The organism is Cellulomonas hominis (genome assembly GCF_901521055.1).
In the GTDB taxonomy this organism is placed as follows: domain Bacteria; phylum Actinomycetota; class Actinomycetes; order Actinomycetales; family Cellulomonadaceae; genus Cellulomonas; species Cellulomonas endometrii.
Genome location: NZ_CABEGA010000011.1, coordinates 43297 through 63243, shown reverse-complemented (window position 1 = coordinate 63243; position 19947 = coordinate 43297). Strand labels below are relative to the sequence as shown.

21 protein-coding genes and 1 pseudogene are annotated in these 19947 nt (G+C 72.1%); 9 read left to right on the top strand and 13 right to left on the bottom strand.

The features are described from left to right. Window positions 1-7: 7 nt before the first annotated feature. The gene (locus KJP73_RS02305) at window positions 8-1156 is read right to left on the bottom strand and encodes a zinc-dependent alcohol dehydrogenase (RefSeq protein WP_213281142.1); all 1149 of its coding nucleotides are present in this window, start codon (window positions 1154-1156) and stop codon (window positions 8-10) included. An 87-nt stretch (window positions 1157-1243) separates the two neighbouring features. Further along, window positions 1244-1615 carry a hypothetical protein gene (locus KJP73_RS02300; protein ID WP_213281141.1) on the bottom strand — a complete coding sequence of 124 codons (372 nt, stop codon included), beginning with the start codon at window positions 1613-1615 and terminating at the stop codon, window positions 1244-1246. Window positions 1616-1770: 155 nt separating this feature from the next. Between KJP73_RS02300 and KJP73_RS02295 the strand changes: the two genes are divergently transcribed. Continuing rightward, window positions 1771-4029: a DEAD/DEAH box helicase gene (locus KJP73_RS02295; protein ID WP_213281140.1), complete on the top strand. Its 2259-nt coding sequence runs from the start codon at window positions 1771-1773 to the stop codon at window positions 4027-4029. A gap of 49 nt (window positions 4030-4078) precedes the next feature. Here KJP73_RS02295 and KJP73_RS02290 read toward each other — a convergent pair whose 3' ends face one another. Continuing rightward, entirely contained in the window at window positions 4079-4318 is a 240-nt protein-coding gene (locus tag KJP73_RS02290; protein WP_213281139.1) for a hypothetical protein, read from the bottom strand. A gap of 53 nt (window positions 4319-4371) precedes the next feature. Here KJP73_RS02290 and KJP73_RS02285 point away from each other — a divergent pair, with 53 nt between their 5' ends. Beyond that, window positions 4372-4647: a hypothetical protein gene (locus KJP73_RS02285; protein ID WP_213281138.1), complete on the top strand. Its 276-nt coding sequence runs from the start codon at window positions 4372-4374 to the stop codon at window positions 4645-4647. A 238-nt stretch (window positions 4648-4885) separates the two neighbouring features. On the opposite strand, the gene KJP73_RS02280 is transcribed toward KJP73_RS02285, so the two are convergent. Together KJP73_RS02280 and KJP73_RS02275 are read right to left on the bottom strand one after the other, a co-directional pair. Continuing rightward, entirely contained in the window at window positions 4886-5560 is a 675-nt protein-coding gene (locus KJP73_RS02280; RefSeq protein ID WP_213281137.1) for a slipin family protein, read from the bottom strand. Between the two features lie 400 nt (window positions 5561-5960). Next, on the bottom strand, window positions 5961-6527 hold the full coding sequence (locus tag KJP73_RS02275) for a TetR/AcrR family transcriptional regulator (protein WP_213281136.1): 567 nt from the start codon (window positions 6525-6527) through the stop codon (window positions 5961-5963). Between the two features lie 107 nt (window positions 6528-6634). On the opposite strand from KJP73_RS02275, the gene KJP73_RS02270 reads away from it, so the two are divergent. Both KJP73_RS02270 and KJP73_RS02265 read left to right on the top strand, forming a co-directional pair. After that, window positions 6635-7528 (top strand): SDR family oxidoreductase, encoded by an 894-nt coding sequence (locus tag KJP73_RS02270; protein ID WP_213281135.1) that lies wholly within the window; start codon window positions 6635-6637, stop codon window positions 7526-7528. Window positions 7529-7622: 94 nt separating this feature from the next. Next, the gene (locus KJP73_RS02265; RefSeq protein ID WP_249669027.1) at window positions 7623-7964 is read left to right on the top strand and encodes a hypothetical protein; all 342 of its coding nucleotides are present in this window, start codon (window positions 7623-7625) and stop codon (window positions 7962-7964) included. Window positions 7965-8064: 100 nt separating this feature from the next. Here KJP73_RS02265 and KJP73_RS02260 read toward each other — a convergent pair whose 3' ends face one another. Both KJP73_RS02260 and KJP73_RS02255 read right to left on the bottom strand, forming a co-directional pair. Then, complete coding sequence (locus KJP73_RS02260; protein WP_213281134.1) at window positions 8065-8925, bottom strand: hypothetical protein; 861 nt, start codon at window positions 8923-8925, stop codon at window positions 8065-8067. A 72-nt stretch (window positions 8926-8997) separates the two neighbouring features. Beyond that, the gene (locus KJP73_RS02255; protein WP_213281133.1) at window positions 8998-9306 is read right to left on the bottom strand and encodes a hypothetical protein; all 309 of its coding nucleotides are present in this window, start codon (window positions 9304-9306) and stop codon (window positions 8998-9000) included. A 139-nt stretch (window positions 9307-9445) separates the two neighbouring features. Here KJP73_RS02255 and KJP73_RS02250 point away from each other — a divergent pair, with 139 nt between their 5' ends. From KJP73_RS02250 to KJP73_RS02240, 3 genes are read left to right on the top strand one after another with little or no spacing between them, the layout of a single operon-like run. Then, the gene (locus KJP73_RS02250; protein WP_213281132.1) at window positions 9446-9796 is read left to right on the top strand and encodes a hypothetical protein; all 351 of its coding nucleotides are present in this window, start codon (window positions 9446-9448) and stop codon (window positions 9794-9796) included. After that, window positions 9793-10512, top strand: coding sequence for a WXG100 family type VII secretion target (locus KJP73_RS02245; protein WP_213281131.1), 720 nt, complete (start codon window positions 9793-9795; stop codon window positions 10510-10512). The genes KJP73_RS02250 and KJP73_RS02245 overlap by 4 nt, the downstream gene beginning before the upstream one ends. Beyond that, window positions 10509-10826 (top strand): hypothetical protein, encoded by a 318-nt coding sequence (locus KJP73_RS02240; protein ID WP_213281130.1) that lies wholly within the window; start codon window positions 10509-10511, stop codon window positions 10824-10826. The genes KJP73_RS02245 and KJP73_RS02240 overlap by 4 nt, the downstream gene beginning before the upstream one ends. A 178-nt stretch (window positions 10827-11004) precedes the next feature. Here the strand turns inward: KJP73_RS02240 and KJP73_RS02235 are convergent, their stop codons facing one another. The 4 genes from KJP73_RS02235 to KJP73_RS02220 are packed head-to-tail and all read right to left on the bottom strand — an operon-like array spanning window position 11005 to window position 16343. Continuing rightward, entirely contained in the window at window positions 11005-13068 is a 2064-nt protein-coding gene (locus KJP73_RS02235) for a glycoside hydrolase family 2 protein (RefSeq protein WP_213281129.1), read from the bottom strand. Window positions 13069-13100: 32 nt separating this feature from the next. Then, window positions 13101-14024 carry a carbohydrate ABC transporter permease gene (locus tag KJP73_RS02230; RefSeq protein WP_213281128.1) on the bottom strand — a complete coding sequence of 308 codons (924 nt, stop codon included), beginning with the start codon at window positions 14022-14024 and terminating at the stop codon, window positions 13101-13103. Between the two features lies 1 nt (window position 14025). Beyond that, window positions 14026-14931 (bottom strand): carbohydrate ABC transporter permease, encoded by a 906-nt coding sequence (locus KJP73_RS02225; protein WP_213281127.1) that lies wholly within the window; start codon window positions 14929-14931, stop codon window positions 14026-14028. Continuing rightward, the gene (locus KJP73_RS02220; RefSeq protein ID WP_213281126.1) at window positions 14928-16343 is read right to left on the bottom strand and encodes an ABC transporter substrate-binding protein; all 1416 of its coding nucleotides are present in this window, start codon (window positions 16341-16343) and stop codon (window positions 14928-14930) included. The genes KJP73_RS02225 and KJP73_RS02220 overlap by 4 nt, the downstream gene beginning before the upstream one ends. 134 nt (window positions 16344-16477) lie before the next feature. Between KJP73_RS02220 and KJP73_RS02215 the strand changes: the two genes are divergently transcribed. Further along, window positions 16478-17686: a LacI family DNA-binding transcriptional regulator gene (locus KJP73_RS02215; RefSeq protein ID WP_213281125.1), complete on the top strand. Its 1209-nt coding sequence runs from the start codon at window positions 16478-16480 to the stop codon at window positions 17684-17686. 14 nt (window positions 17687-17700) lie between these two features. On the opposite strand, the gene KJP73_RS02210 is transcribed toward KJP73_RS02215, so the two are convergent. Together KJP73_RS02210 and KJP73_RS02205 are read right to left on the bottom strand one after the other, a co-directional pair. Then, window positions 17701-18570 (bottom strand): NgoMIV family type II restriction endonuclease, encoded by an 870-nt coding sequence (locus tag KJP73_RS02210; protein ID WP_213281124.1) that lies wholly within the window; start codon window positions 18568-18570, stop codon window positions 17701-17703. Window positions 18571-18611: 41 nt separating this feature from the next. After that, window positions 18612-19046 (bottom strand): very short patch repair endonuclease, encoded by a 435-nt coding sequence (locus tag KJP73_RS02205; RefSeq protein ID WP_213281123.1) that lies wholly within the window; start codon window positions 19044-19046, stop codon window positions 18612-18614. Window positions 19047-19093: 47 nt separating this feature from the next. On the opposite strand from KJP73_RS02205, the pseudogene KJP73_RS19160 reads away from it, so the two are divergent. Next, a pseudogene (locus KJP73_RS19160) lies at window positions 19094-19933 on the top strand (NaeI family type II restriction endonuclease); the annotation flags it as partial. Window positions 19934-19947: the final 14 nt, after the last annotated feature.

The window sequence follows — 19947 nt, the reverse complement described above, 5'->3', positions numbered from 1 at the left end:
GCTCCTCTCAGTCCTCGCCGGGGATGATCAGCGGCTTGATGCAGCCGTCGAGCTTGGACGACATCACGTGGTAGCCCTCGGCGATGTGCTCCAGCGGGATGCGGTGCGTGACGATGTCGCTCGGCTTGAAGTAGCCGTTGCGGATGTGTTCCAGCAGCCGCGGCCACTGCCGCTTCACGGGTGCCTGGTTCATGCGCAGCGTCAGGCCCTTGTTCATCGCGTCGCCGAACTTCACCGACGTGAACAGCGGCCCGTACGCGCCCATCACCGACACGGTGCCGCCCTTGCGCACCCCGTCGATCGCCCAGTTCAGCGCCACCGGTGAGCCGGCCTGGAGCTTGAGCTTCGAGCCCGTGACGTGCTGCAGCAGGTTGCCGTCCGCCTCGGCGCCCACGGCGTCGATCACCCGGTCCGCGCCCAGCCCGTCGGTGGTCCGCTTCATCTCGACCACGATGTCCTGGTACTCCGTGAAGTTCAGGGTCTCCGCGTGCGCGAACTCGCGGGCCTTCTCCAGCCGGTACTCGAGCTGGTCGATCACGATGACCCGGGACGCGCCCATCAGCCACGCCGACCGCGCCGCGAACAGGCCGACCGGGCCGGCGCCCAGCACCACGACCGTGTCCCCCTCGACGATGTCCGCGAGCTGCGCGCCGAAGTACCCGGTCGACAGCGCGTCCGTCATCAGGACCGCGTCGTCCTCGTCCAGCCAGTCGGGGATCACCGACGGCCCGACGTCGGCGAACGGCACCCGCACGTACTGCGCCTGCCCGCCGTCGTAGCCGCCCGTGGTGTGCGAGTAGCCGTAGATGCCGCCGACCGCCGTGGCGTTCGGGTTCACGTTGTGGCAGTTCGAGTACAGGCCGCGGGCGCAGAAGAAGCACGTCCCGCAGAAGATGTTGAACGGCACCATCACGCGGTCGCCGACCTGGAGGTTCTGGACCGACGACCCGACCTCGTGGACCACGCCCGTGAACTCGTGGCCGAACGTGTGGCCGATCCGGGTGTCCGGCATCATCCCGTGGTACAGGTGCAGGTCGGAGCCGCAGATCGCCGCGCGCGTGACCTTCACGATGGCGTCGTTCGGATGCTCGATCCGGGGGATGTCCTTCTCCTCGACCCGGACCTTGTACGGCCCGCGGTACACCATCGCTCGCATGGGGCTGCTCCTTCGGCGGAGACGGGTTGTGGGTACCCCCAGCCTGCGCACCCGGCGGCGACGCCGCATCTGGAGGGAGGTGCGGCGTCAGCGGACCAGCTGGTCCTTGCCGACCGAGAGCCGCACCACGTCGCCCTCCACCGCGGCGACCTGGTCCCCCGCGGCGTAGCAGCTGCCCGAGAACAGCCCCTTCGCGTCGATCCGCACGTAGCCCAGGCGGAGCAGCCGCTCGCGGTCGGCCTCGTTCAGCCCCTCGCCGCCGTCGAGGCCGCGGAACAGCGTCCCCGCGACGCCGCCCGTGCCTCCGCCCGTCTCCTGGCCCTCGGAGGTCACCGCGCCCGGGTCCCCGAACGAGACCTCCTGCACCGTGCCGACCTCCTCGCCGGACGCGTCGACGACCCGCATGCCCTCGCGGACGCCGGTGATCGGACCCTGCTGGTCGCTCGTCGGGATGCTCATGGCCGCACTCCTTCGCGTGGCCTCGCCGCGGGTTCCTCGCTGCGCGGCTCGGCGACGAGCCGGCGGCTGCTGCACCGGTACGACCAGCCTCGGCGCTCGGTGGCCGGTCGGCAACCAGACGTGACGGTCGCCGCCGCCGCATAGCATCGCCGTCGATGAGCACCGGCCCCGCCACCGAGCCCGGCGCCCCCGCGCGGGCGCTGCTGGCCCGGCACCGGGCCCTCGCGGCGGCGGCCCGCGGGGTGCTCGACCACCTCGACGGCACGACCCTCCGGATCGCGACGCTCGTCGAGGAGGACCGCGAGGCCCGGGTCCGCGCGGAGCTCGGCATCGTGGACGTCGAGCAGCTCGGCGCGCTGACCGACCGGAACCTGCGGCTGCGGGCGCTGGTGGACGCGGGGTACCGGACGGCCGCCGACCTGCTGGGCGTCCCCGCGGCCGTGCTGGACGCGGTGCCGGGCGTCGGGCTGCAGACCGCCCGGAGCGTCGTCGCGGCGGTGGAGCAGCTGGCGGACGCGGTGCGCGGTGCGACCCCGGTGCGCCTCGAGATGAACCGGTCCGGCCGGCCCGACACCGCCACGACGGTCGAGCTCCTGCGGCTGCTCGACCGGCTGCTGCGCCTGCGCCCCGTCGTGGAGCCGCACCGGGCGGCGCTCGCCGAGCACGTCACGTCGGCGGCCGCGCACGTCCCCGCAGCGGAACCGGCGACGCGGCGCCTCCGGTTCCTGTTCGCCCGCGGGCCCGCGAAGGAGCGCGCGCTGCGGGCGCTCGCGGCGCTCGACGCCTGGGGCCCGTCGGTCGAGTCCCTGGAGGCGACGGTCGCACGGCTGGCCGCCGCCTGCGCCGAGCCGGACAGCGGCGCGTCCGCGCTGTGGGACGCGTTCGAGCAGCGCAGCGCCGAGTTCTACACCGTGCTGGGCGGCATCGTCCCGCTCGCGCGCGACGTGCTCGCCGACCGCGGCATGCTCACCGCCGAGCTCGCGGAGCGGGTCGCCGCGCGGCCGCTCGACCTGTCCCGGATGCGGGTCCCGCTGCGCGGGTACCAGGAGTTCGGGGCCCGGTTCGCCCTCAACCAGGGGCGGGTGCTGCTGGGCGACGAGATGGGGCTCGGCAAGACCGTGCAGGCCCTGGCGGTGGCGTCCGACCTCATGGCCGCCGGCGAGACCCACGTGCTCGTCGTGTGCCCCGCGGGCGTGCTCGTGAACTGGCTGCGGGAGATCGAGCACCGCACCACCATGACCGGCCACCGCCTGCACGGCCCGGGCCGCGACGCGGCCGTCGCCCGGTGGCAGGCCGAGGGCGGCATCGGCGTGACCACGTTCGAGGCGCTGCCGCACGTGCCGCTCGACGGGCCCGCGGTCGGGCTGCTCGTCGTCGACGAGGCGCACTACGTGAAGAACCCCGAGGCGCAGCGGTCGAAGGCGGTTGCCGCCTGGGCCGGGCGGGTGTGGCGGGTGCTGCTGATGACCGGCACCCCGATGGACAACCGGGTCGAGGACTTCGTCGCGCTGGTGCGGCTGCTGGACGCCGACCTGGTCGCGTCGCTGCCGCGGCACCTGGGGCTGGTCGGCGCGGACACGTTCCGGCGCACCGTCGCCCCCGTCTACCTGCGGCGGAACCAGGCGGACGTGCTGCTCGAGCTCCCGGAGCTCGTGGTCGTCGACGAGTGGGAGGACCTGTCCCCCGCCGGGGAGCGCGCCTACCGGGACGCCGTGGCATCTGGCAGCTTCATGGCGATGCGCCGTGCCGCCTACCTGACGCCGGACCCCGCGGACTCCACCAAGCTGGCCCGCCTGGTCGAGATCGTCGCGGAAGCCGGGGAGAACGCGCACCGCACCGTGGTGTTCTCGTACTTCCGGGACGTGCTCGACGTGGTGTCCACCGCGCTGCGGCACCCGGGCGGGCCGCCGGTGTTCGGCCCGCTCACCGGGGACGTCCCCGCGGCCGAGCGGCAGGCGGTCATCGACGCGTTCGCCGCCGGCCCGCGCGACGGGGTGCTGGTCGCGCAGATCACCGTCGGCGGCGTCGGCCTGAACCTGCAGGCCGCGTCGGTCGTGGTGCTGTGCGAGCCGCAGCTCACGCCGTCCGCGGAGGCCCAGGCCGTCGCCCGGCTGCACCGCATGGGGCAGGTGCGCACCGTCGTCGCGCACCGGCTGCTGGCGGAGGACGGCGTCGACGAGCGGATCGTGGAGCTGCTCGCCGGGAAGCGGCGGACGTTCGACGCGTACGTGCGGGAGTCGTCGGTCGCCGCAGCCGCCGTGGCGGCGGTCGACGTCACCGAGGCCGGGCTGGCCCGGGAGGTCGTGGCGATGGAGCAGGCGCGACTCGGGTACGGGCCGGTGTGGGAGGAGCTCGCGGCGGAGGCGCCCGACCAGGTCGACGTGTCGGCCGAACGAGGCGAGGGACCGTTCTGACCGACCGGGCCGGTCCTCCACCCGGCCCCGTCGTCCTCGCGCTGTGCCTTCAGGAGAAGAAGGACGCGTTCCGGGGCCAAGCACCGTCCCGGCGCTGCAACCGAAGCGCCTTGTGCAAGACGTTCCGTGCGAGGACTGGCTTCCTGTCGCTCCCGTCGACGTACCACTGATCGGGGTCGTCCAGCGGGATCACCAGGATTCCCTCGATCGACTCCGGGTTGGGACCGAACTCGTAGCGGACGGTCTGCGAGTTCTCGCCGACCAGGCGTCCGAAGCCCATCGTTGCCATCAGCCGTCTCCCCTTTGCTTCATCGCAGCTTCCCAGTTCGCCACCGTGTTGGCGTGCTCGTGCGCGTCCTCGTACGTGGTCGACGGGTTCCGTCGCGTGAATGCTGCCTCGGCGATCTCGTGTTCGATGAGCAGTCGGTCTGTCGACGTGCCCTCGCCGTTGCGGAGCCGAAGGAAGGCTTCGGCCATGTCCGGGTTCGAGTCGAATCGACCCCGGTATGGGTCACCCCAGCGTGTTCCGAGGAGCTGGTCGTCCAGGAGGACGTGACGAAGCGCAGCATCGATCTGCTGGGGGTCAAGATCGGGGAGGTTCCGGGCGATGTCTTCTGACAGCCGCGGGTCGTGGCGGAGGACGTCGTAGGCGCACCGCACGCTCCTGCGCCGCACGGATGTCGGCCTGCACCCGGTCGATCGCCGCATCCGGATCATCGAAGAAGGACGTCACCGCGGCACCGTAACGCGCCGGTCCACGCAGCGGGCCCGTTTGACCTACCTACTCGTATGCGCCCCGCGCCCGGCCAGGGCGGGCGTGGTCCACCGACCCCACCCGCCCCGACCGGGACCCGCCCTACGCCGTCGCGCGCGCCGTCGCCGCACCCGGTTCGGCCGACAGCACCACCGTCGCGCCACCGGCCTCGACGGCCTGCAGCGTCCGGAGCTGGAGCAGCCCGGGGTGCGTCTGGACCATCGACGCCGCGTTGGCGAGCGCCCTCGTGGCCGCGACCTCCGAGCGCGCCCGCTCCAGCGCCGCCTGGCCCTCGGCGCGTGCCGTCACGACCGCCGCCGACGCGCGCCGGACCTCGGCCGGCACGACGACGTCCCGCACCGCGAGCGCGTCGACCGCGAGGCCGGCGTGCACGACCGCGGGGGCGACGACGGCGAGCATCCGCTGCGCCGCCTCGGACCGGTCGGCGAGCAGCTCCTCGAGCGTCCGTGACGCGATCTCCTCGCGGAGCGCCGTCTGCAACGCCGCGTAGAGGAACGCGTCCGGCTGGTCGACGGCCTCGTGCCATGCCCGCGCGTCGGCGACCCGGACGGTCGCGAGCAGGCTGACCTTCACCGCCAGGCCGTCCCGCGTCAGGACCTCCTGCACGGGCACCGTCAGCAGGCGCGGGCGCAGCGACGTCCACGCGAACCGGTGGCGCCTCGCGGGCACGCGGTGACGACCGGGGCCGAGCGTGCGCACGAACCGCCCGTCCCGGTACACCAGCACCCGCTCCCACTCCTGCACGACGATCCGCATCTCGCTCGACCTCCTCCCGGCCCTCGGTCCCGCCGTCTCTCGGCAGGCACCATCCGCCGCACGGGCTCCCGGCGGACCGGGCGGCGTGCGGTCGGGCGGGCGCGGGGGACACCGGGCGAACCGGTGTCGCAGACCGCGACCGCCACGGCTGACCACACGCCGACCGGAGACCCGGGACTCGAACCCGGAACCGTCCGCAGCGGTGTGCCCATCTGGCGAGCTCCCACCTACGCGCAGGACCGCGACGGCGACGCCGCCGGGCTGCTGATCAGGAGCGTCGCCGAGCGTAGGGCGCCGGGGTCGTCGCGGGCGCGTCATTTTCGGGCGGCCACGCCCGGGGCCGTGGAGTGCCGGGTGCGGGGTGCCGGGTGCCGGCTGCCCGGTGCCGGGCGGTCGGGGCTCAGGTGGCCGAGGCGAGCGACGCCAGCCGCGCCAGCGCGTCGGCGACGCACGACGGCAGGTCCCCCAGCGACGCGTCCGCCACCCACGTCGCGAACCCGACGGCGAAGGCCGTCACCCCCGACTGCGCGACCAGGCCCGCGGTCGGCTCCGCCACCCCGCGCTCGCGCAGCACCTCGGCCATGGCGGACCCGAGCTGCGCCATCTTGAGCAGCTCGCGCTCCTGCAGGCTGCGGTTGGCCGCGACCACGGCGGCTCGGACGCGCGCGAAGTCGCCGCGCCCGTCCAGCACCGCGCCGGCGGCCAGCGCCCCGGCCGCGGCGACCTCGAACGGCGTGGCGTCGGCGGGTGCGGCGCGCATCGCGTCGACCACCGCGCGCTCGAGCTCGCCCGAGCCGTCGAACAGCACCTCGCGCTTGTCGGCGAAGTGCCGGAAGAACGTCCGCTCGGTCACGCCGGCGCGCGCGGCGATGTCCTGGACGGTCGTCTGCTCGTACCCGCCGTCGGCGTAGAGCTCGACCGCGGCGCGGATCATCCGGCCGCGCGCGTCCGGCTCCCAGCGTCCCATCCCGCCAGTCTAGTGATGACAGCGGCTGACATTGGCGTCTATGGTGATGTCAGCGCCTGACATCACCAGCGCTCCGGCACTCGCCGGCACCCTCCAGGAGGTACGCCATGCACGTCTTCGTCACCGGTGCGTCCGGGTGGATCGGCTCGGCCGTCGTACCCGAGCTGCTCGCCGCGGGGCACGAGGTCACCGGCCTGGCCCGGTCCGACGCGTCCGCCCAGGCCCTCGCCGCCGCCGGCGCCGGGGTGGTCCGCGGCGACCTCGACGACCTCGCCAGCCTGCGGGCCGGGGCCAAGGCCGCCGACGCGGTCGTCCACCTCGCGTTCAAGCACGACTTCTCGGACTTCGACGCGGCGGGGCGCACCGAGCGCGCCGCGGTCGAGGCGTTCGGCGACGCGCTGGCGGGCACCGGCAGGCCCTTCCTGTTCGCGTCCGGGCTGGCCCGCCCGGCGCCCGGCGACCGCGCCACCGAGGACGACCCGCTCGGGCCGGACGACCCGTCCGCCATCCGCGGCGGCGGCGAGACGCTCGCCCTGGGGCTCGCCGACCACGGCGTGCGCCCGGTCAGCGTGCGGTTCGCGCCGACGGTCCACGGCGAGGGCGACTACGGCTTCATGGCGGTGCTGGCCGGCGTCGCCCGCGAGCGCGGCGTGGTCGGCTACATCGGCGACGGCAGCAACCGCTGGCCCGCGGTGCACCGCCGCGACGCCGCGCAGCTCGTCCGGCTCGCCCTGGAGCACGCCGACGAGGTGTCCGTGGTGCACGCCGCGGCCGAAGAGGGCATCCCCACCCGGGACATCGCCGCCGCCCTCGGGCGCGCGCTGGACCTGCCGGTGGCCTCGATCGCCCCCGAGGACGCGGCCGGTCACTTCGGCTGGATCGGCGGGTTCTTCGGCTTGGACGTCCCGGCGTCGAGCGCCCTCACGCGCTCCCGCCTGGGGTGGACGCCGACGCACTCCACGCTGCTGGAGGACGTGGCCGCGGGGTACTACACGCGCTGAGCCCTCGACCGGTCCCGGGGCCGCGTCGTCGGTCCGGCGGCGCGCCCGGGACCAGGCGTCGGGCCCTGGCGTGGCGAGAGCCCGCGGTGCCACGATGGCCGGCATGGAGCCGCGCCGCCGGACCCGCACCCGTTCCCGCACCGCCGCCGCCGTCGGGCTCGCCGCGGCGAGCGTGCTGCTGCTGGCCGCGTGCGCCGCCGGGGTCAACCCCGAGGTCGGCACCCCGCCGCCCGGCTCGCTCACCCCCGCCGGCTTCTGGCTGGGGCTGTGGCACGGGATCATCCTGCCGGTGACGTGGATCGTGTCGCTGTTCACCGACACCGTCACGCCGTACGAGGTGCACAACAACGGCAACTGGTACGACGTCGGCTTCGTGCTGGGGATCTCGATCGTGTTCGGCGGGCCGTTCGGGGCGCGGCGGGCGCGGAAGCGCTGAGGCGGCCGGCCGGGCTGAGATCACACGGGCACCACGTCGGTCGCCCGCGGAAGCTGCGACGGGACCCCGCGGTATCGACTCTCGGCGAGTGGCGGCGTCCTCAGCCTCGCGCAGCTTGGATGCGCCGGACGGTCGTCGGAGCCGCGGCTGTGCCGAGCTCGGGCCGGTTCTCGGACGCGCGATAGTGCCACAGCAGGTCAACCAAGGCGTATGCGTCGACAGGCAGCGCCCCGGTCGCGATCGGGATGTCTCCGAGGGTGACTCCCGCGCGGGCTCCTCGGTCGCGTCCGGTCACCGTCAACGCTGCCATGGTCCGCGGGAGCACCACGACCAGATCGGTCGAGCTCGTGGACTGCGACACTCCCGCGACATCGTCCCAACCCGTGCGGTAGCTCGTCCCTCCCTCGCGCACCAGGAGAGAAGTGGGAGTGAGCCACACCCCGCTGCGACGCGCGCGGACGAGTCGACGGATCGCGGCGACGACGAACGGCAGCAGGAGGATCCCGAGCGGCACAAGCGCACCAGTGGTTCGCCCCTCCCCCAGGGCGAACCACCCGCTCCCGAAGAAGAACAGCCCGAGGTAGGCGATGAAGCCGGCTGCGACCCACTCGCGCGCGGTGCTCCGACGGAGCACGGTGGCGGGTTCGCCGCGCACCTCACCGGAGACGAGCCGACCCCGGGGACCGTCACCTCGCTCCTGGCGGTCACGCAGACCTCGGCCGACGAGAAAGAGGACTCCGGCCCCCGCCATCCACACCGCGATGAACGTCGGAAGCGGCGCGCCGCGCCCGAAGGCGGCACCCGCGACTCCGAGGACGATGAGCGCCACGGCTGTGGGGACCTCGCGGCGGCGGCGCTTCAGCTCGGCGAGCGGCTGCCCCGCGATCAGGTCGTCGAGCTGGTTCGGCGGGCGCTGAGCGGACGGGTCGTGCTGTGCGTGCCAGCTCGTGGATCCGCTCATCCGAAGACCGAGCCCCTGACGGACGTCATGTCACCGCCTGGCCGGTGCGACGGGGCCCTCCGTGAGGGTGAGTCACATCGGGGCGAGCGAGAACGTCCACGCCCCGATCGAGAACAGGGCGAGCGTCGCGACCATGTACCCGAGCACGACGGCACGCTCCTGGAGCGTCACGCCGTGGGCGCCGGGAAGGAGCCACCGCCCGAGAACGACCCAGAGCAGTGCGGCGGACCCCAGCAGGCACAACGCCGACACGGCCATCTGCCAGCTCGGGTGCAGGACGAACGCCACGACCACACCGACCGCGATCACGCCGAGGAAGCCGACGAAGACGATCCGCGACGTCAGCAGTCGGGTACCGGTCAGCATGCGCACGTCATTCACGCGGGCACTCTAGCGTCCGTCAGCTCCCCAGATCGACGTCGCTCGTGCCCGTGACCAGTACCTACACACGGGTGAGTGCGCGGCCGTGGCCCTCTGCTGCGCTGTTAGCATCCCGACGTTCGATGAAGGGGGCAGTGACGTGGGCTTCAACGTCAGCGAAGAAGTGCTGACCAATTCAAGCGGCATCCTGACGGGCCTCGAGCCTGCGGTCGCCACAGCGCGGTCCTATCTCGATGAGCACGTGACGCTGGACGGATTCGGTGACAGCGGGATCTTCCTGCAGGCGACCGGAGTGCTCGAGGACGTCCGCAGTGCCATGGCGGACGAGCTGAACCGCCTCAGCCAGCTTCTGCAGGCGTCCGCCGCGGAGCTGAGCGCGACCGCTGACCTGTACCGCTCGAGCGACGACCGGACGCGCCAGACTATGGACCGCCTCTACTACTCGGGCGGCGCGATCCCCAGCAGCGCCGGGAACCAGACCCCCCGATGAGCGACCCCGCCGCGGCCCTGGCGGCACCGACACCGTCGGCGCCCATCCCCGACATCGTGTCGACGATCATGCACTTCCCGGATCTCGTGTCCCCCAGCTACTGGCTCCTTGTGGTGATCGAGAAGGCGTGCGGGACCAACCCCGTCGAGTGGCTCACGGAGAACCTGTCCGGTGACTGGGAGCGCATGTCGACGGCGGCGAGCGCACTCAACAACCTCGCCGATTTCCACGAAAGGCTCGCGCAGGAGATCAAGGCCGCGCGCACGGAGCTCGAGTCCGGATGGAGCGGTGAGGCAGCCGCTGCCGCCAGCGCCTACTTCTCCCGGTTCGAGGAGTCCGTCGCGCAGCAGGCGGAGCCGCTCACGTCGATCGCACGTGAGGTGAACAACGTCGCGCAGGGCATGAAGTCGACGCAGGAGACGCTCGTCTCCCTCATCGGGCTGATGCTGGACCTGGCCATCGCTGCGGCCATCGAGCTCGCCGTCGCCGCCGCGTCGTCGTGGACCGTGGTCGGCGGCATCGTCGCCGGCGGGGGTGCGGCCTACACGATCGTCCAGGTGGCACGGACGTGGATGCAGGTGATCGAGGTGCACGGCAAGGCGGTGACGATGGTCGACGGACTCGTCGGCCTGGCGGCGGGTTACCTCGGGTCGATCCACGGCTTCTCTACCCACCCGCTCCCCGCCGGGAGCTACAACAACAGGTTGGTGCCATGAGCGACGAGAGCACTCCTCCTCTTCTGGGACTGACGGCGCATGACCCCGCGTGGGACCGGCACCTCCGGGCCCAGGTGTCGATCCTCCGGGACCGGGCGAGGGGCACCGAGCTGGCGGCGCTGCTCGATGACGTCCTGGCGGGCAGGCGCACGCTGCGTGAGGTCGCACGTACACCCGCGTTCGACGAAGCAGTGCGGCCTGCCGTCCAGCGAATGGCGACGGAGTGGGACTCGCTCTCCGAAGCCGAGCGGGACGAGCTGGCGAGGCAGGCGGCGGAGCGCATCCCACAGGCGGAGGGTCAGCGCCGGATCTAGGCGCCTGCCGGCGAGGAGTAGCTCAGACTCCACGGAAGACCTCGGCCTGACACACGGAACGACCTCGTGGAGCCGTTACGTCGCAGGCCGCGGCACCTCGCGCCGTCGGTGGTGGCGCCGACGTCATCTGAGACGACGTGGACGAGGCAACGTGGGGCTGGCCAGCATGAGTTGGCCATCAGACCACTCGAGCCCCCCGCCGGTTCGGGGCCTCGATCGGCGCGGCGTCCACGAACGTCCGCGCCCGGACGCGGTCGTCCTCGTCCACCAGCCACACCAGCAGCCGCGCCGACGCGACCGGTCCGGCCGGCGGCACGGTCACCCGGACCGCGCCGCTGAGCAGGAACGGCTCGGCCTTCACGGGCTCCGACTCTGCCCCGGCCGCCACCGGCACGTCGCCGAACGGCGTCCCCGCCTGCACCCACGCGACGCGCACCCGCCCGAGCAGCGGCCCGGTCCCGTGGTGCGACACGTGCACGTCCAGGTCCAGCGACGCGTCCGGCACCGGGATGTCCGCCCCGGCGCAGGCCGGCACGAGGTCGAGCACCAGCGTCGTCGGTGCGTTCACGTCGCGGGGGTCCACGCCGCCGAGGTCCTTCGCGCGCCGGTCGGCGTCGCGCAGCCCGGCCATCTCGTGCTCGACGTCGGTGAGCTCGGTGTACACGTAGCCGGCGAACCGGTCGTGCCGCCGCAGCTCCTGGGTCTGCCAGCGCAGGTGCCAGCCGCGCTCCAGGCTGGTGAACCCCGCGCCGTACTCGCTGTTGAGGACGGGGACGCCGCTGCGCGGGTGCGACGGCGACCCGTAGAACGACTTGTCGACCACGAAGTCCACCCCGAGCTTGACTGGGAACTCCTCGCGCGACCCGTCCGCGAGCGCCGCGAGGTTCGCCGCCCACGTCTCGGGGTCCTCGTCGTAGTAGTGCCAGTCGACCAGGTCCGTCCGCACGTGCGACCAGCCGGAGTTCTCCACCACCGGCCGCGTGTCGTCGAGGGACCGCAGCAGGTCGTACGCCCGGACTGCCGCCGCCGCCCGGGACGAGGAGCCGGGGATGTCCCAGTCCAGGCCCCACTCCTCGTTGTACAGGCCCCAGATCACGATCGACGGGTGGTTGCCGTCGCGCTCGACCATCGGCGCGAGCTGCGCCTCGAACGCCGCGGCGGCCTCCTCGCTGAACCGGCTGGGCGCCGGCGGCTCCGCCCACACGAGCAGGCCCAGCCGGTCGGCGTGGTGCAGCCAGCGCGGCTCCTCGAGCTTGATGTGCTTGCGGACCAGCGTGTACCCGAGGTCGCGCGCGAGCTCCAGGTCGGCGACCAGCGCGGCCTCGGACGGCGCGGTCGGGCCGGACCCGGGCCAGTAGCCCTGGTCGAGCACGCCGGTGACGTAGAGCCGCTCGCCGTTGAGGTGCAGCTGCTCGCCCCGCGTCTCGATCCGACGCAGCCCGCCGGTCACCCGGACGACGTCGGGCTCCCCCGTGCCGCCGTCGACCGTCACCGCGAGCGTGTAGAGGTGCGGGTCGGTGGGCCCCCACAGGCGCGGGTTGCGGATCTCGACCCGCCCGGTCGCGGACCCGTGCGCGTCCGCGACCAGACCGATCCGCTCTCCGGCGCCCGAGCCCTCCACGACCTCGACCACCACCCGCGCGCCCGCCGGGGCGTCGCCCGCGAGCCGCACGGCGACGTCGAACCCGGTGAGCGAGTCGCCGCGCAGCGCCACCGACGTCGCGTACGTCCGGCCGCGCGCCTCGAGCCACACGCTCTGCCAGATGCCCGACGTCGGCGTGAACGAGACGCCGTCGTAGTCGTCGCGCGGGATCGAGCGCTGCTTGCCGTGCGGGATCGACCGCTTGTCGGCCGGCGCGTGCACCTCGACCTCGACGGTCCCCTCCCGGCCGGGCGCCAGCGTGTCCGTCACGTCGACCTCGAACGGCGTGTACCCGCCGACGTGCTCGGCCACCGGCACCCCGTCGACGCGGACCTGCGCCCGGTGGTGCACCGCGCCGAAGCACAGCACCACCCGCGACCCGGCCCAGCCGGCGGGGACGGTGACGGTGCGGCGGTACGTCGCGTGCTCCAGCCACGGACGCGCCACGCCGGAGGCCGCGGTCTCCCACGCGAACGGCACGACCACCGGGACGGTGCCGTCCGGCAGGTCGAGCTCCCAGGTCCCGTTGAGGGACGCCCAGCGGGCGGAGCGGTCGAGGTCGGGGCGCGGGTACTCGGCGCGGGGAAGGGCGGAGCTCATCGGGACGTGGCCTTTCGGGGAGGACGGGGAGATCAGCCCTTGACGCTTCCGGCGAGGATGCCGTTGATGAAGTGCTTCTGGAGGGCGATGAAGGCGATGAGGAGCGGGACCAGCGCGATCGACGCGGCGGCCAGCAGCTCGCCGGTGACGGTGGCGTAGTCGGCGCCGATGCGGTTGCCGGTGATGTTCTGCGCGAGGGTCGACAGCACCACCTGGAGCGTCGCCATCCGCTCGGACGAGGCGGCGATGACGGGCCAGACGAAGTCGTTGTAGATGTTCATGACGGTCAGCACTGCGAGGCCCGCGAGCGCCGGCCGGATCACCGGCAGGACGATCCGCCAGAAGATGCCGAACTCGGTGCAGCCGTCGACGCGTGCGGCGTCCAGCAGCTCGTCCGGGACCGCGGCGATCACCTGGCGCATCCAGAAGATTGCGAACGCGTCGACCGCCCCCGGCAGGATCAGCGCCTGGTACGTGTTGACCCAGCCGAGCTCCTTCATCTCCAGCAGCAGCGGGATGATGAGGACGATCGTCGGCAGCATCAGCGTGATGAGCACGGTGCCGAACAGCAGGTCCCGGCCGCGGAACGTGTACTTCGCGAACGCGAACGCCGCGAGCGGCGCGCAGAACAGCGTGATCGAGCCCTTCACTGCCAGGACGACCGCGGTGTTGACGAAGCCCTGCCCGATCGGGACGTCGGCGAACATCCGCCGGAAGTTCTCCAGCGTCAGCGCCGACGGGTCCAGGCCCAGGGGGTCGCTGACGATCTGCGTGGCCGGCTTGAACGCCGACACCAGCGCCCAGACCACCGGCGCGAGGAACGCCAGGGCGAGCAGCCCGAGCAGCAGCTGCGTGCCGAGCGGCCCGGTGGCGACCCAGCGGCGCCGGACGGGTGCCGGACGGTCCGCGGGCCGGGCGGGCACGTGGGGTCGGGCCGGAGCGGGTGCGGTCACCATGTCAGTCCTCCGTCCGCAGCAGGCGCACGAACCCCAGCGACAGCGCCATGACGACGATCACCAGCAGGAACGAGTTGGCCGCGCCGGTGCCGAGGTCGGCCCGGTTGATGTGGTCGTACAGGTGCAGGCCGGCCGTCGTCGTCGACCCGTACGGCCCGCCGTCGGTGACGACGAACGGCTCCGCGAACATCTGGAACACGGCGAGCGTCTGGAGCACGACGGAGAACATCAGCGTGCGGCGCACGAGCGGCACCGTGATGCTGACGAACCGCCGGGCGGGCGACGCCCCGTCGATCGCGGCGGCCTCGTACACCGCCCCGTCGATCGACTGCAGGCCGGACAGCAGGATGATCACGATGAAGCCGGTGGTCTTCCACAGGAACAGCAGCGCCAGGGTCGGCTTGGCCCACTGCGTCGTCGTCAGCCACCCGACGTCCGGCAGGCCCACGAGGTTGAGCAGCCCGTTGACGGCGCCGTAGTCCCGGTCGAACACGACCACCCAGATCTGCGCGACCGCCACCAGCGGCGTCACGAACGGCACCAGGAAAGCCACCCGGTAGAACCCACGCATCCTGGTCCTCGCGTTGTCCAGCAGCACCGCGACCACCAGCGCCAGCACCATCTGCACCGGCACGATCAGCAGCCACAGCACCGCGGAGTTCCCCAGCGAGGACCAGAACGCCTCGTTGCCCAGCAGGTACGCGTAGTTGTCGAGCCCGACCCACTGCGCGGCGCCGGAGCCCCGCCAGTCGGTGAACGACAGCCGCAGCGTGAAGATCATCGGGTAGACGCTGAACGCCACGAACACCGCGACGAACGGCAGCACGAACGCGTACGGGGCCACGGCCCGCGGCAGGTGGGGGCGCCTGCCGCGGACCGGGGTCGTGCGGGCAGCGACTGCGGTCACTGCCGGTCCACGAGGTTGGCCTGGATGTCGGCCGTCGACTGCTCGATCACCTGGTCCGGCGTGAGCTCGCCGTCGAGCATCCGCTGCACGTCGGTGCCCAGGTAGTCGACCGCGCCCGCCCACCACGCCGGTGTCGGAGCGCCGCCGGGGATCTGCGCGCCCGCCTCGACGGCGGTGGTCCACAGGTCCTGGTCGCCCAGCCCGGCGACGGGCCCGAACAGCGGCTGCTCCGGGTCGGCGGCGGGTGCGTACGCGGGGATCGACGTGGCCAGGCCGTTCGGGTAGACGTCGTTCGGGCCCCACACCGCGGTGTAGCCGGCCTCGTCGTACATGAGGAACTCGTAGAACAGCCAGGCCAGGTCGGCGTTCTCCCCCGCCTTCGGCAGGACGAACGACGAGCCGCCCATCGCACCGGACCGGGCGCCGCCCTCCTCCCACGCCGGCAGCGGCATCGCGCGCCAGTCGCCCGACGTCTGGGTCAGCTGCTGCTCGGGGGCGAAGCTGAACCAGATGGCCCACGGGTAGAACACCTGCTGGCCGCTCTCCAGCGGGCCGACGTCGCTCGGCGACAGGTACTCCGCGCGGGTCCCGAGACCCTCCTTCTGGACGGTGTCGAGCCACCCGAGGATCTGCCGGTACTCGTCGGAGTCGATCCGCAGCTCCCCGTCCTCGTCGGCGATGCTCGTGCCGAGCTGGCTCGCGTACATCTCGAGCTGCAGCTGCCCGAGGAACGCGCTCTGCTCCAGGTGGATCGGCTTCGCGCCCGGCACCGCGGCCTGGTACTGCCGCGCCGCCTCCAGCAGGTCGTCGTAGGTCGCGATCTGGGTGGCGTCGACGCCCGCCGCCTCCAGCGCGGTCGCGTTGTAGAACAGCAGGCCCGGGTCGAGGTCGAACGGCACGCCGTAGATCCCGCCGTCGAGCGAGCTCACGTCGATCTTCTGCGGCGCGATGTCGTCCACGTACGGGTCGAGCACGTCGGACAGGTCCCACAGGTAGTCGGCGTACCCGGCGACCTTCGCGTCGTCGAGGAACACCCCGTCGGGCACGTCGGTCTCGGTGATGAGCGTGTTCTGCAGCTTCGCGTCGATGTCGACGGCCTCGTGGTGCACGACGATGTCGGGGTACACCTCGTTGAAGTCGTCGATCACGGCGTCGAACACCTCGAACAGGTCGCCGGAGCGGTCCCAGATCGTGATCTCGCCGCTGGGGCTGTCACCGGCCGGGGCCTGGAGGCGGGTGTCGTCGGCGGCGGCGGTCTCATCGGTGCCGCTGCCGCCGGAGATGGACGGGCCGCAGGCGGCCAGGACGGTCGCCGCGGCGAGCGTGCCGGCGGCGATCCCGAGCAGGCGGTGCCTGCGCGGCCGGATGGAGCGGGGCCCGGCGGTGCGGCGGGGCCGGTGGGTCGGGTGCATCAGCACTCCCTCGTGCGAGCGGGTCGGTCCGGCGCGGGGGGTCGCACCGGTTTTGCCAACGTGTGCAAACTAGACCTGCTTTGCACACGTTGGCAAGACCCCTACCCTGGCGGTGGACCGACGAAGGGGGTGCCATGGCCGCGACGCTGCGGGACGTCGCCGAGCACGCGCAGGTCTCCGTGCGCACCGTCTCCAACGTCGTGAGCGGCTACGCGCACGTCAGCGAGCGCATGCGCAGCCGCGTGCTCGCCGCCATCGAGGAGCTCGACTACCGCCCCAACCCCGTCGCCCGCACCCTGCGCACCGGCCGCACCGGCGTCCTCGCCCTGGTGGTCCCGGAGATCGACGTGCCGTTCTTCGCCGAGCTCGCCCGCGAGGTCATCAACGCCGCCGCCGACCTCGGCTACCGCGTCATGGTCGACCAGACCGGCCACGACCACGAGCGCGAGCGACAGCTCCTCACCGGCGCCGACCGGACCATGCTCTTCGACGGCGTCCTGTTCAGCCCGCTCGTCACCCGCGCGGAGCTGCTGGAGATGCAGGGCTCGTCGACGCTGCCGCTCGTGCTGCTCGGCGAGCACGACTTCGACGGCCGGTACGACCACGTCGCCATCGACAACGTCCAGGCCGCGTTCGACGCCGTCTCACACCTGCTGTCGATCGGGCGCCGGCGGATCGCGGCCATCGGCGCGCAGCCGGAGGAGTCGTACGCGACGCCCCAGCAGCGGACGACGGGATACGAGCGGGCGCTGCAGGCCGCCGGGGTGCCGGTCGACCCGGAGCTGCTGCGGGCAGCCGCGCACTACCGGCGGGCGGACGGGTACGCGGCTGCTTCGGTCTTGCTGCGGCTCTCGGACCGGCCCGACGCGATCTTCTGCTACTCCGACCTGCTGGCGATGGGTGCCATGCGCGCGGTGTTCGACGCCGGGCTGCGGGTGCCGGAGGACGTCGCGGTCATCGGGATCGACGACATCGAGGAGGGGCGGTACTCGCGGCCCACCCTGTCGACGGTGTCGCTGGACACGCCGTTCATCGCGCGGGAGGCCGTGGGGCGGATCGCGGCGCGGATCGCGGAGCCGGACGTGGCGGCGGTGGAGGTGACGGCGCCGCACGTGGTGCGGGTGCGGGAGAGCACGGGGGGCGGCTCGTTGGCGCGTAGCAGATCCTGGCTGTCGCGTACCCCTGCCGTAGTGACATCGTCGACCGACGTCACGGACGCAACCGCCGTGCCCTCTGGACGTTCCTCGCCGCCCGTGTGCAGCGAGCCGGTTGGGAAGCTCTCAGGGCGCGGTGATCCTAAGGGAGTGCAACTCCCGCCGGATTCGACTCCCTCGAGGGCATGACCCCCAGGACCCAGTCACACGGCTGCGATCTCGGCCACCAGCTCGTCGTAATCGCGAACGCGACGCTGCTCGACCAGTCGATGGAATAGGTCGCGACTCGCCGTGCGCCTCGGGCCGACATACACGGTGTCAACGGCCGCCGTCAGCGCGGGCAGATCGAGGTGGTAGACGCAATCGACGTCTCCGGACCCGCCGCCGAGCAGGTTGAGCATGTAGGGACGCGGCTCCATCGTGAGGACACCGAAATGTGGCATGCGCCCGCGCCGGAGTGCCGACATCTTGGCGCCCTGCGATCGGCAGTCCTGCGCTCGATCAGTACGCAAGGACCACTTGAGCGACAGACCGATGGCGAGCTGTGGTCGCGCGGGCGGCTCAACGGCCCTCGAGACCGTCAGATCGAGTCCGAGCAGCGATTCGTCGCCTGCCTGGGCCAAGAGGCTCGACAGATGCTCGGCTTCGCTGTCGATGACCGACTCCACGTCCCCGATGAGAGTCTCGACGCGCGCGAGAGCGGCGCCTGAGGCTCCCTTTCGCGCGTGAGACGTCAGCCGCTTCCATGCCTTGATGAACTCCTTCGACCGACCTGGCTCGAAACCGCGCAACGCTCCGACATGTCGGTACTGGTCGAACTCGAAGAGCTTACGTTCAGGCAGAACGACCGTCCCGGCTGCCGGCGGGAACCTCGACATCAGGTCGGCAGCGACCTGGTGGGCGAACTGAGCACCGGTGGGCTCGTCCTTCTCGTCGCTACGAGCGGCGTTCACGCCAAGCACGCGGAAGAGCTCCTCGCCTACGGCGACACTGAGCTTGTCGCTCGCATCCGACGTGTTGGGCTTTCCGTTGGCGCGGACCTTGCAGAGGTCTTTCGCGAACGATGCAGGCACGCCGAAGACCGTAGCGCGGTTCATGCCGTCAGGTTCGTCGCCTATACGGTTCCGGCGAAGGGATTCACCCGCTTGGCCTCCGCTTGGGCCAGCGCGGCTTCCACACGATCGGACGCGTCTGCCGCCGATTCGTGTTCCCAGACACGCACGACGTGCCACCCGGCGTCGTCGAGGTCCACGTCTGTTTGCCGGTCGCGGGCGACGTTGCGGGCAAGCTTCTCCGCCCACCACTCGGGGTTCGTCTTGGGTTTCGTCCCATGCTCGGGGCACGAGTGCCAGAAGCAGCCGTCGACGAACACGACGACGCGGGCGCGCGGGAAGACGAGATCAGGCCGCCGGCGACCCGGAAGCACTGCGCGCTGTACGAAGAAGCGTCGACCGCGGCCATGGAGCTCGCGCCGGACCGCCATCTCCGGGGCGGTGTCGCGGTTCCGGACCCGCGCCATTCGAGCACTGGTTGCCGCGTTCGTCTTCATGATCCCATCGTCTCTCGGCATCGGCCTCGGTCCGGTACGGTCCAGTTGTGACGATCTCGCCGACGCCAAAGGTGCCGTTGGCTACGCCTGGCCATGTCTGTACGCCTGACGCGCGCCCGGGACGCGAACGAGCGGCGCACGTCCTCGAGGCGCCGGACGAGGACCTGCGGCTGCAACAGGTGCTCACATGGCTCACGCCCTCGCCACTCGAGGCCGCGTTCACTCGGGCCGTCGACGACGCCGTGAAATACGTGCTGGACGGCTCTCGGACCGGTCGTTTCGACCTGATGAGCCCCGACGTGGACTCGGACGAGCGCGCCTCTGTCGGCACGAAGCTCCAGTACCGAGTCCTTGACGAGCTGAAGCTTGTCAAGGAGCGCCCGCTCGACACCACGATCGTGGGTGTCCCGGTCGAGCTCAAGGCAACCGTTCGGTCAGGCTGGATGATTCCCACGGAGGGGCAGTGCGAGGTCTGTCTGCTGCTCCAGGTCGATGCGGGGAAGGCGAGACACCGGGCCTTCCTCATGCGCACCCACAGAGCCTGGCTTCGGGAAGGTGCGAACAAGGACGGCAAGCGAGGGATCCTGAGTGCAGCGCTCACCGAATACGCGATCCCGCTGCTCGGCTGGACGCCACTCCCACCGGAGCCACTGAAGCGGCTGACCCGCCCTCAGCTCGACATCGTCTTCGCCCCGCGAGTGGGTCAGACCGAGCGCCTGACCGAACTCTTCGGTTTCTTGCCCGATGTCGTCATCCCGCGGTCATCGATCGAAACCGTGTGCTCCGGCTATCGCGACCCCATGCGCCGCGCGCGTCAGGCCAAGCCGCTCGTAGCGCAACGGCACGGCCTCACGCTGCTGTGCGGCACCTGGAAGGAAGACCTCGAGCTTGCATCCGCTCG

Excerpts from the sequence above, each read along its gene's own strand:
- KJP73_RS02220 (WP_213281126.1), bottom strand. The coding sequence starts at position 16,343 with ATGCACCCGACCCACCGGCCCCGCCGCACCGCCGGGCCCCGCTCCATC.
- KJP73_RS02275 (WP_213281136.1), bottom strand. The coding sequence starts at position 6,527 with ATGGGACGCTGGGAGCCGGACGCGCGCGGCCGGATGATCCGCGCCGCG.
- KJP73_RS02235 (WP_213281129.1), bottom strand. The coding sequence starts at position 13,068 with ATGAGCTCCGCCCTTCCCCGCGCCGAGTACCCGCGCCCCGACCTCGAC.
- KJP73_RS02230 (WP_213281128.1), bottom strand. The coding sequence starts at position 14,024 with ATGGTGACCGCACCCGCTCCGGCCCGACCCCACGTGCCCGCCCGGCCC.
- KJP73_RS02295 (WP_213281140.1), top strand. The coding sequence starts at position 1,771 with ATGAGCACCGGCCCCGCCACCGAGCCCGGCGCCCCCGCGCGGGCGCTG.
- KJP73_RS02245 (WP_213281131.1), top strand. The coding sequence starts at position 9,793 with ATGAGCGACCCCGCCGCGGCCCTGGCGGCACCGACACCGTCGGCGCCC.
- KJP73_RS02270 (WP_213281135.1), top strand. The coding sequence starts at position 6,635 with ATGCACGTCTTCGTCACCGGTGCGTCCGGGTGGATCGGCTCGGCCGTC.
- KJP73_RS02215 (WP_213281125.1), top strand. The coding sequence starts at position 16,478 with ATGGCCGCGACGCTGCGGGACGTCGCCGAGCACGCGCAGGTCTCCGTG.
- KJP73_RS02280 (WP_213281137.1), bottom strand. The coding sequence starts at position 5,560 with ATGCGGATCGTCGTGCAGGAGTGGGAGCGGGTGCTGGTGTACCGGGAC.
- KJP73_RS02300 (WP_213281141.1), bottom strand. The coding sequence starts at position 1,615 with ATGAGCATCCCGACGAGCGACCAGCAGGGTCCGATCACCGGCGTCCGC.
- KJP73_RS02260 (WP_213281134.1), bottom strand. The coding sequence starts at position 8,925 with ATGAGCGGATCCACGAGCTGGCACGCACAGCACGACCCGTCCGCTCAG.
- KJP73_RS02205 (WP_213281123.1), bottom strand. The coding sequence starts at position 19,046 with ATGAAGACGAACGCGGCAACCAGTGCTCGAATGGCGCGGGTCCGGAAC.
- KJP73_RS02290 (WP_213281139.1), bottom strand. The coding sequence starts at position 4,318 with ATGGCAACGATGGGCTTCGGACGCCTGGTCGGCGAGAACTCGCAGACC.
- KJP73_RS02265 (WP_249669027.1), top strand. The coding sequence starts at position 7,623 with ATGGCCGGCATGGAGCCGCGCCGCCGGACCCGCACCCGTTCCCGCACC.
- KJP73_RS02305 (WP_213281142.1), bottom strand. The coding sequence starts at position 1,156 with ATGCGAGCGATGGTGTACCGCGGGCCGTACAAGGTCCGGGTCGAGGAG.
- KJP73_RS02240 (WP_213281130.1), top strand. The coding sequence starts at position 10,509 with ATGAGCGACGAGAGCACTCCTCCTCTTCTGGGACTGACGGCGCATGAC.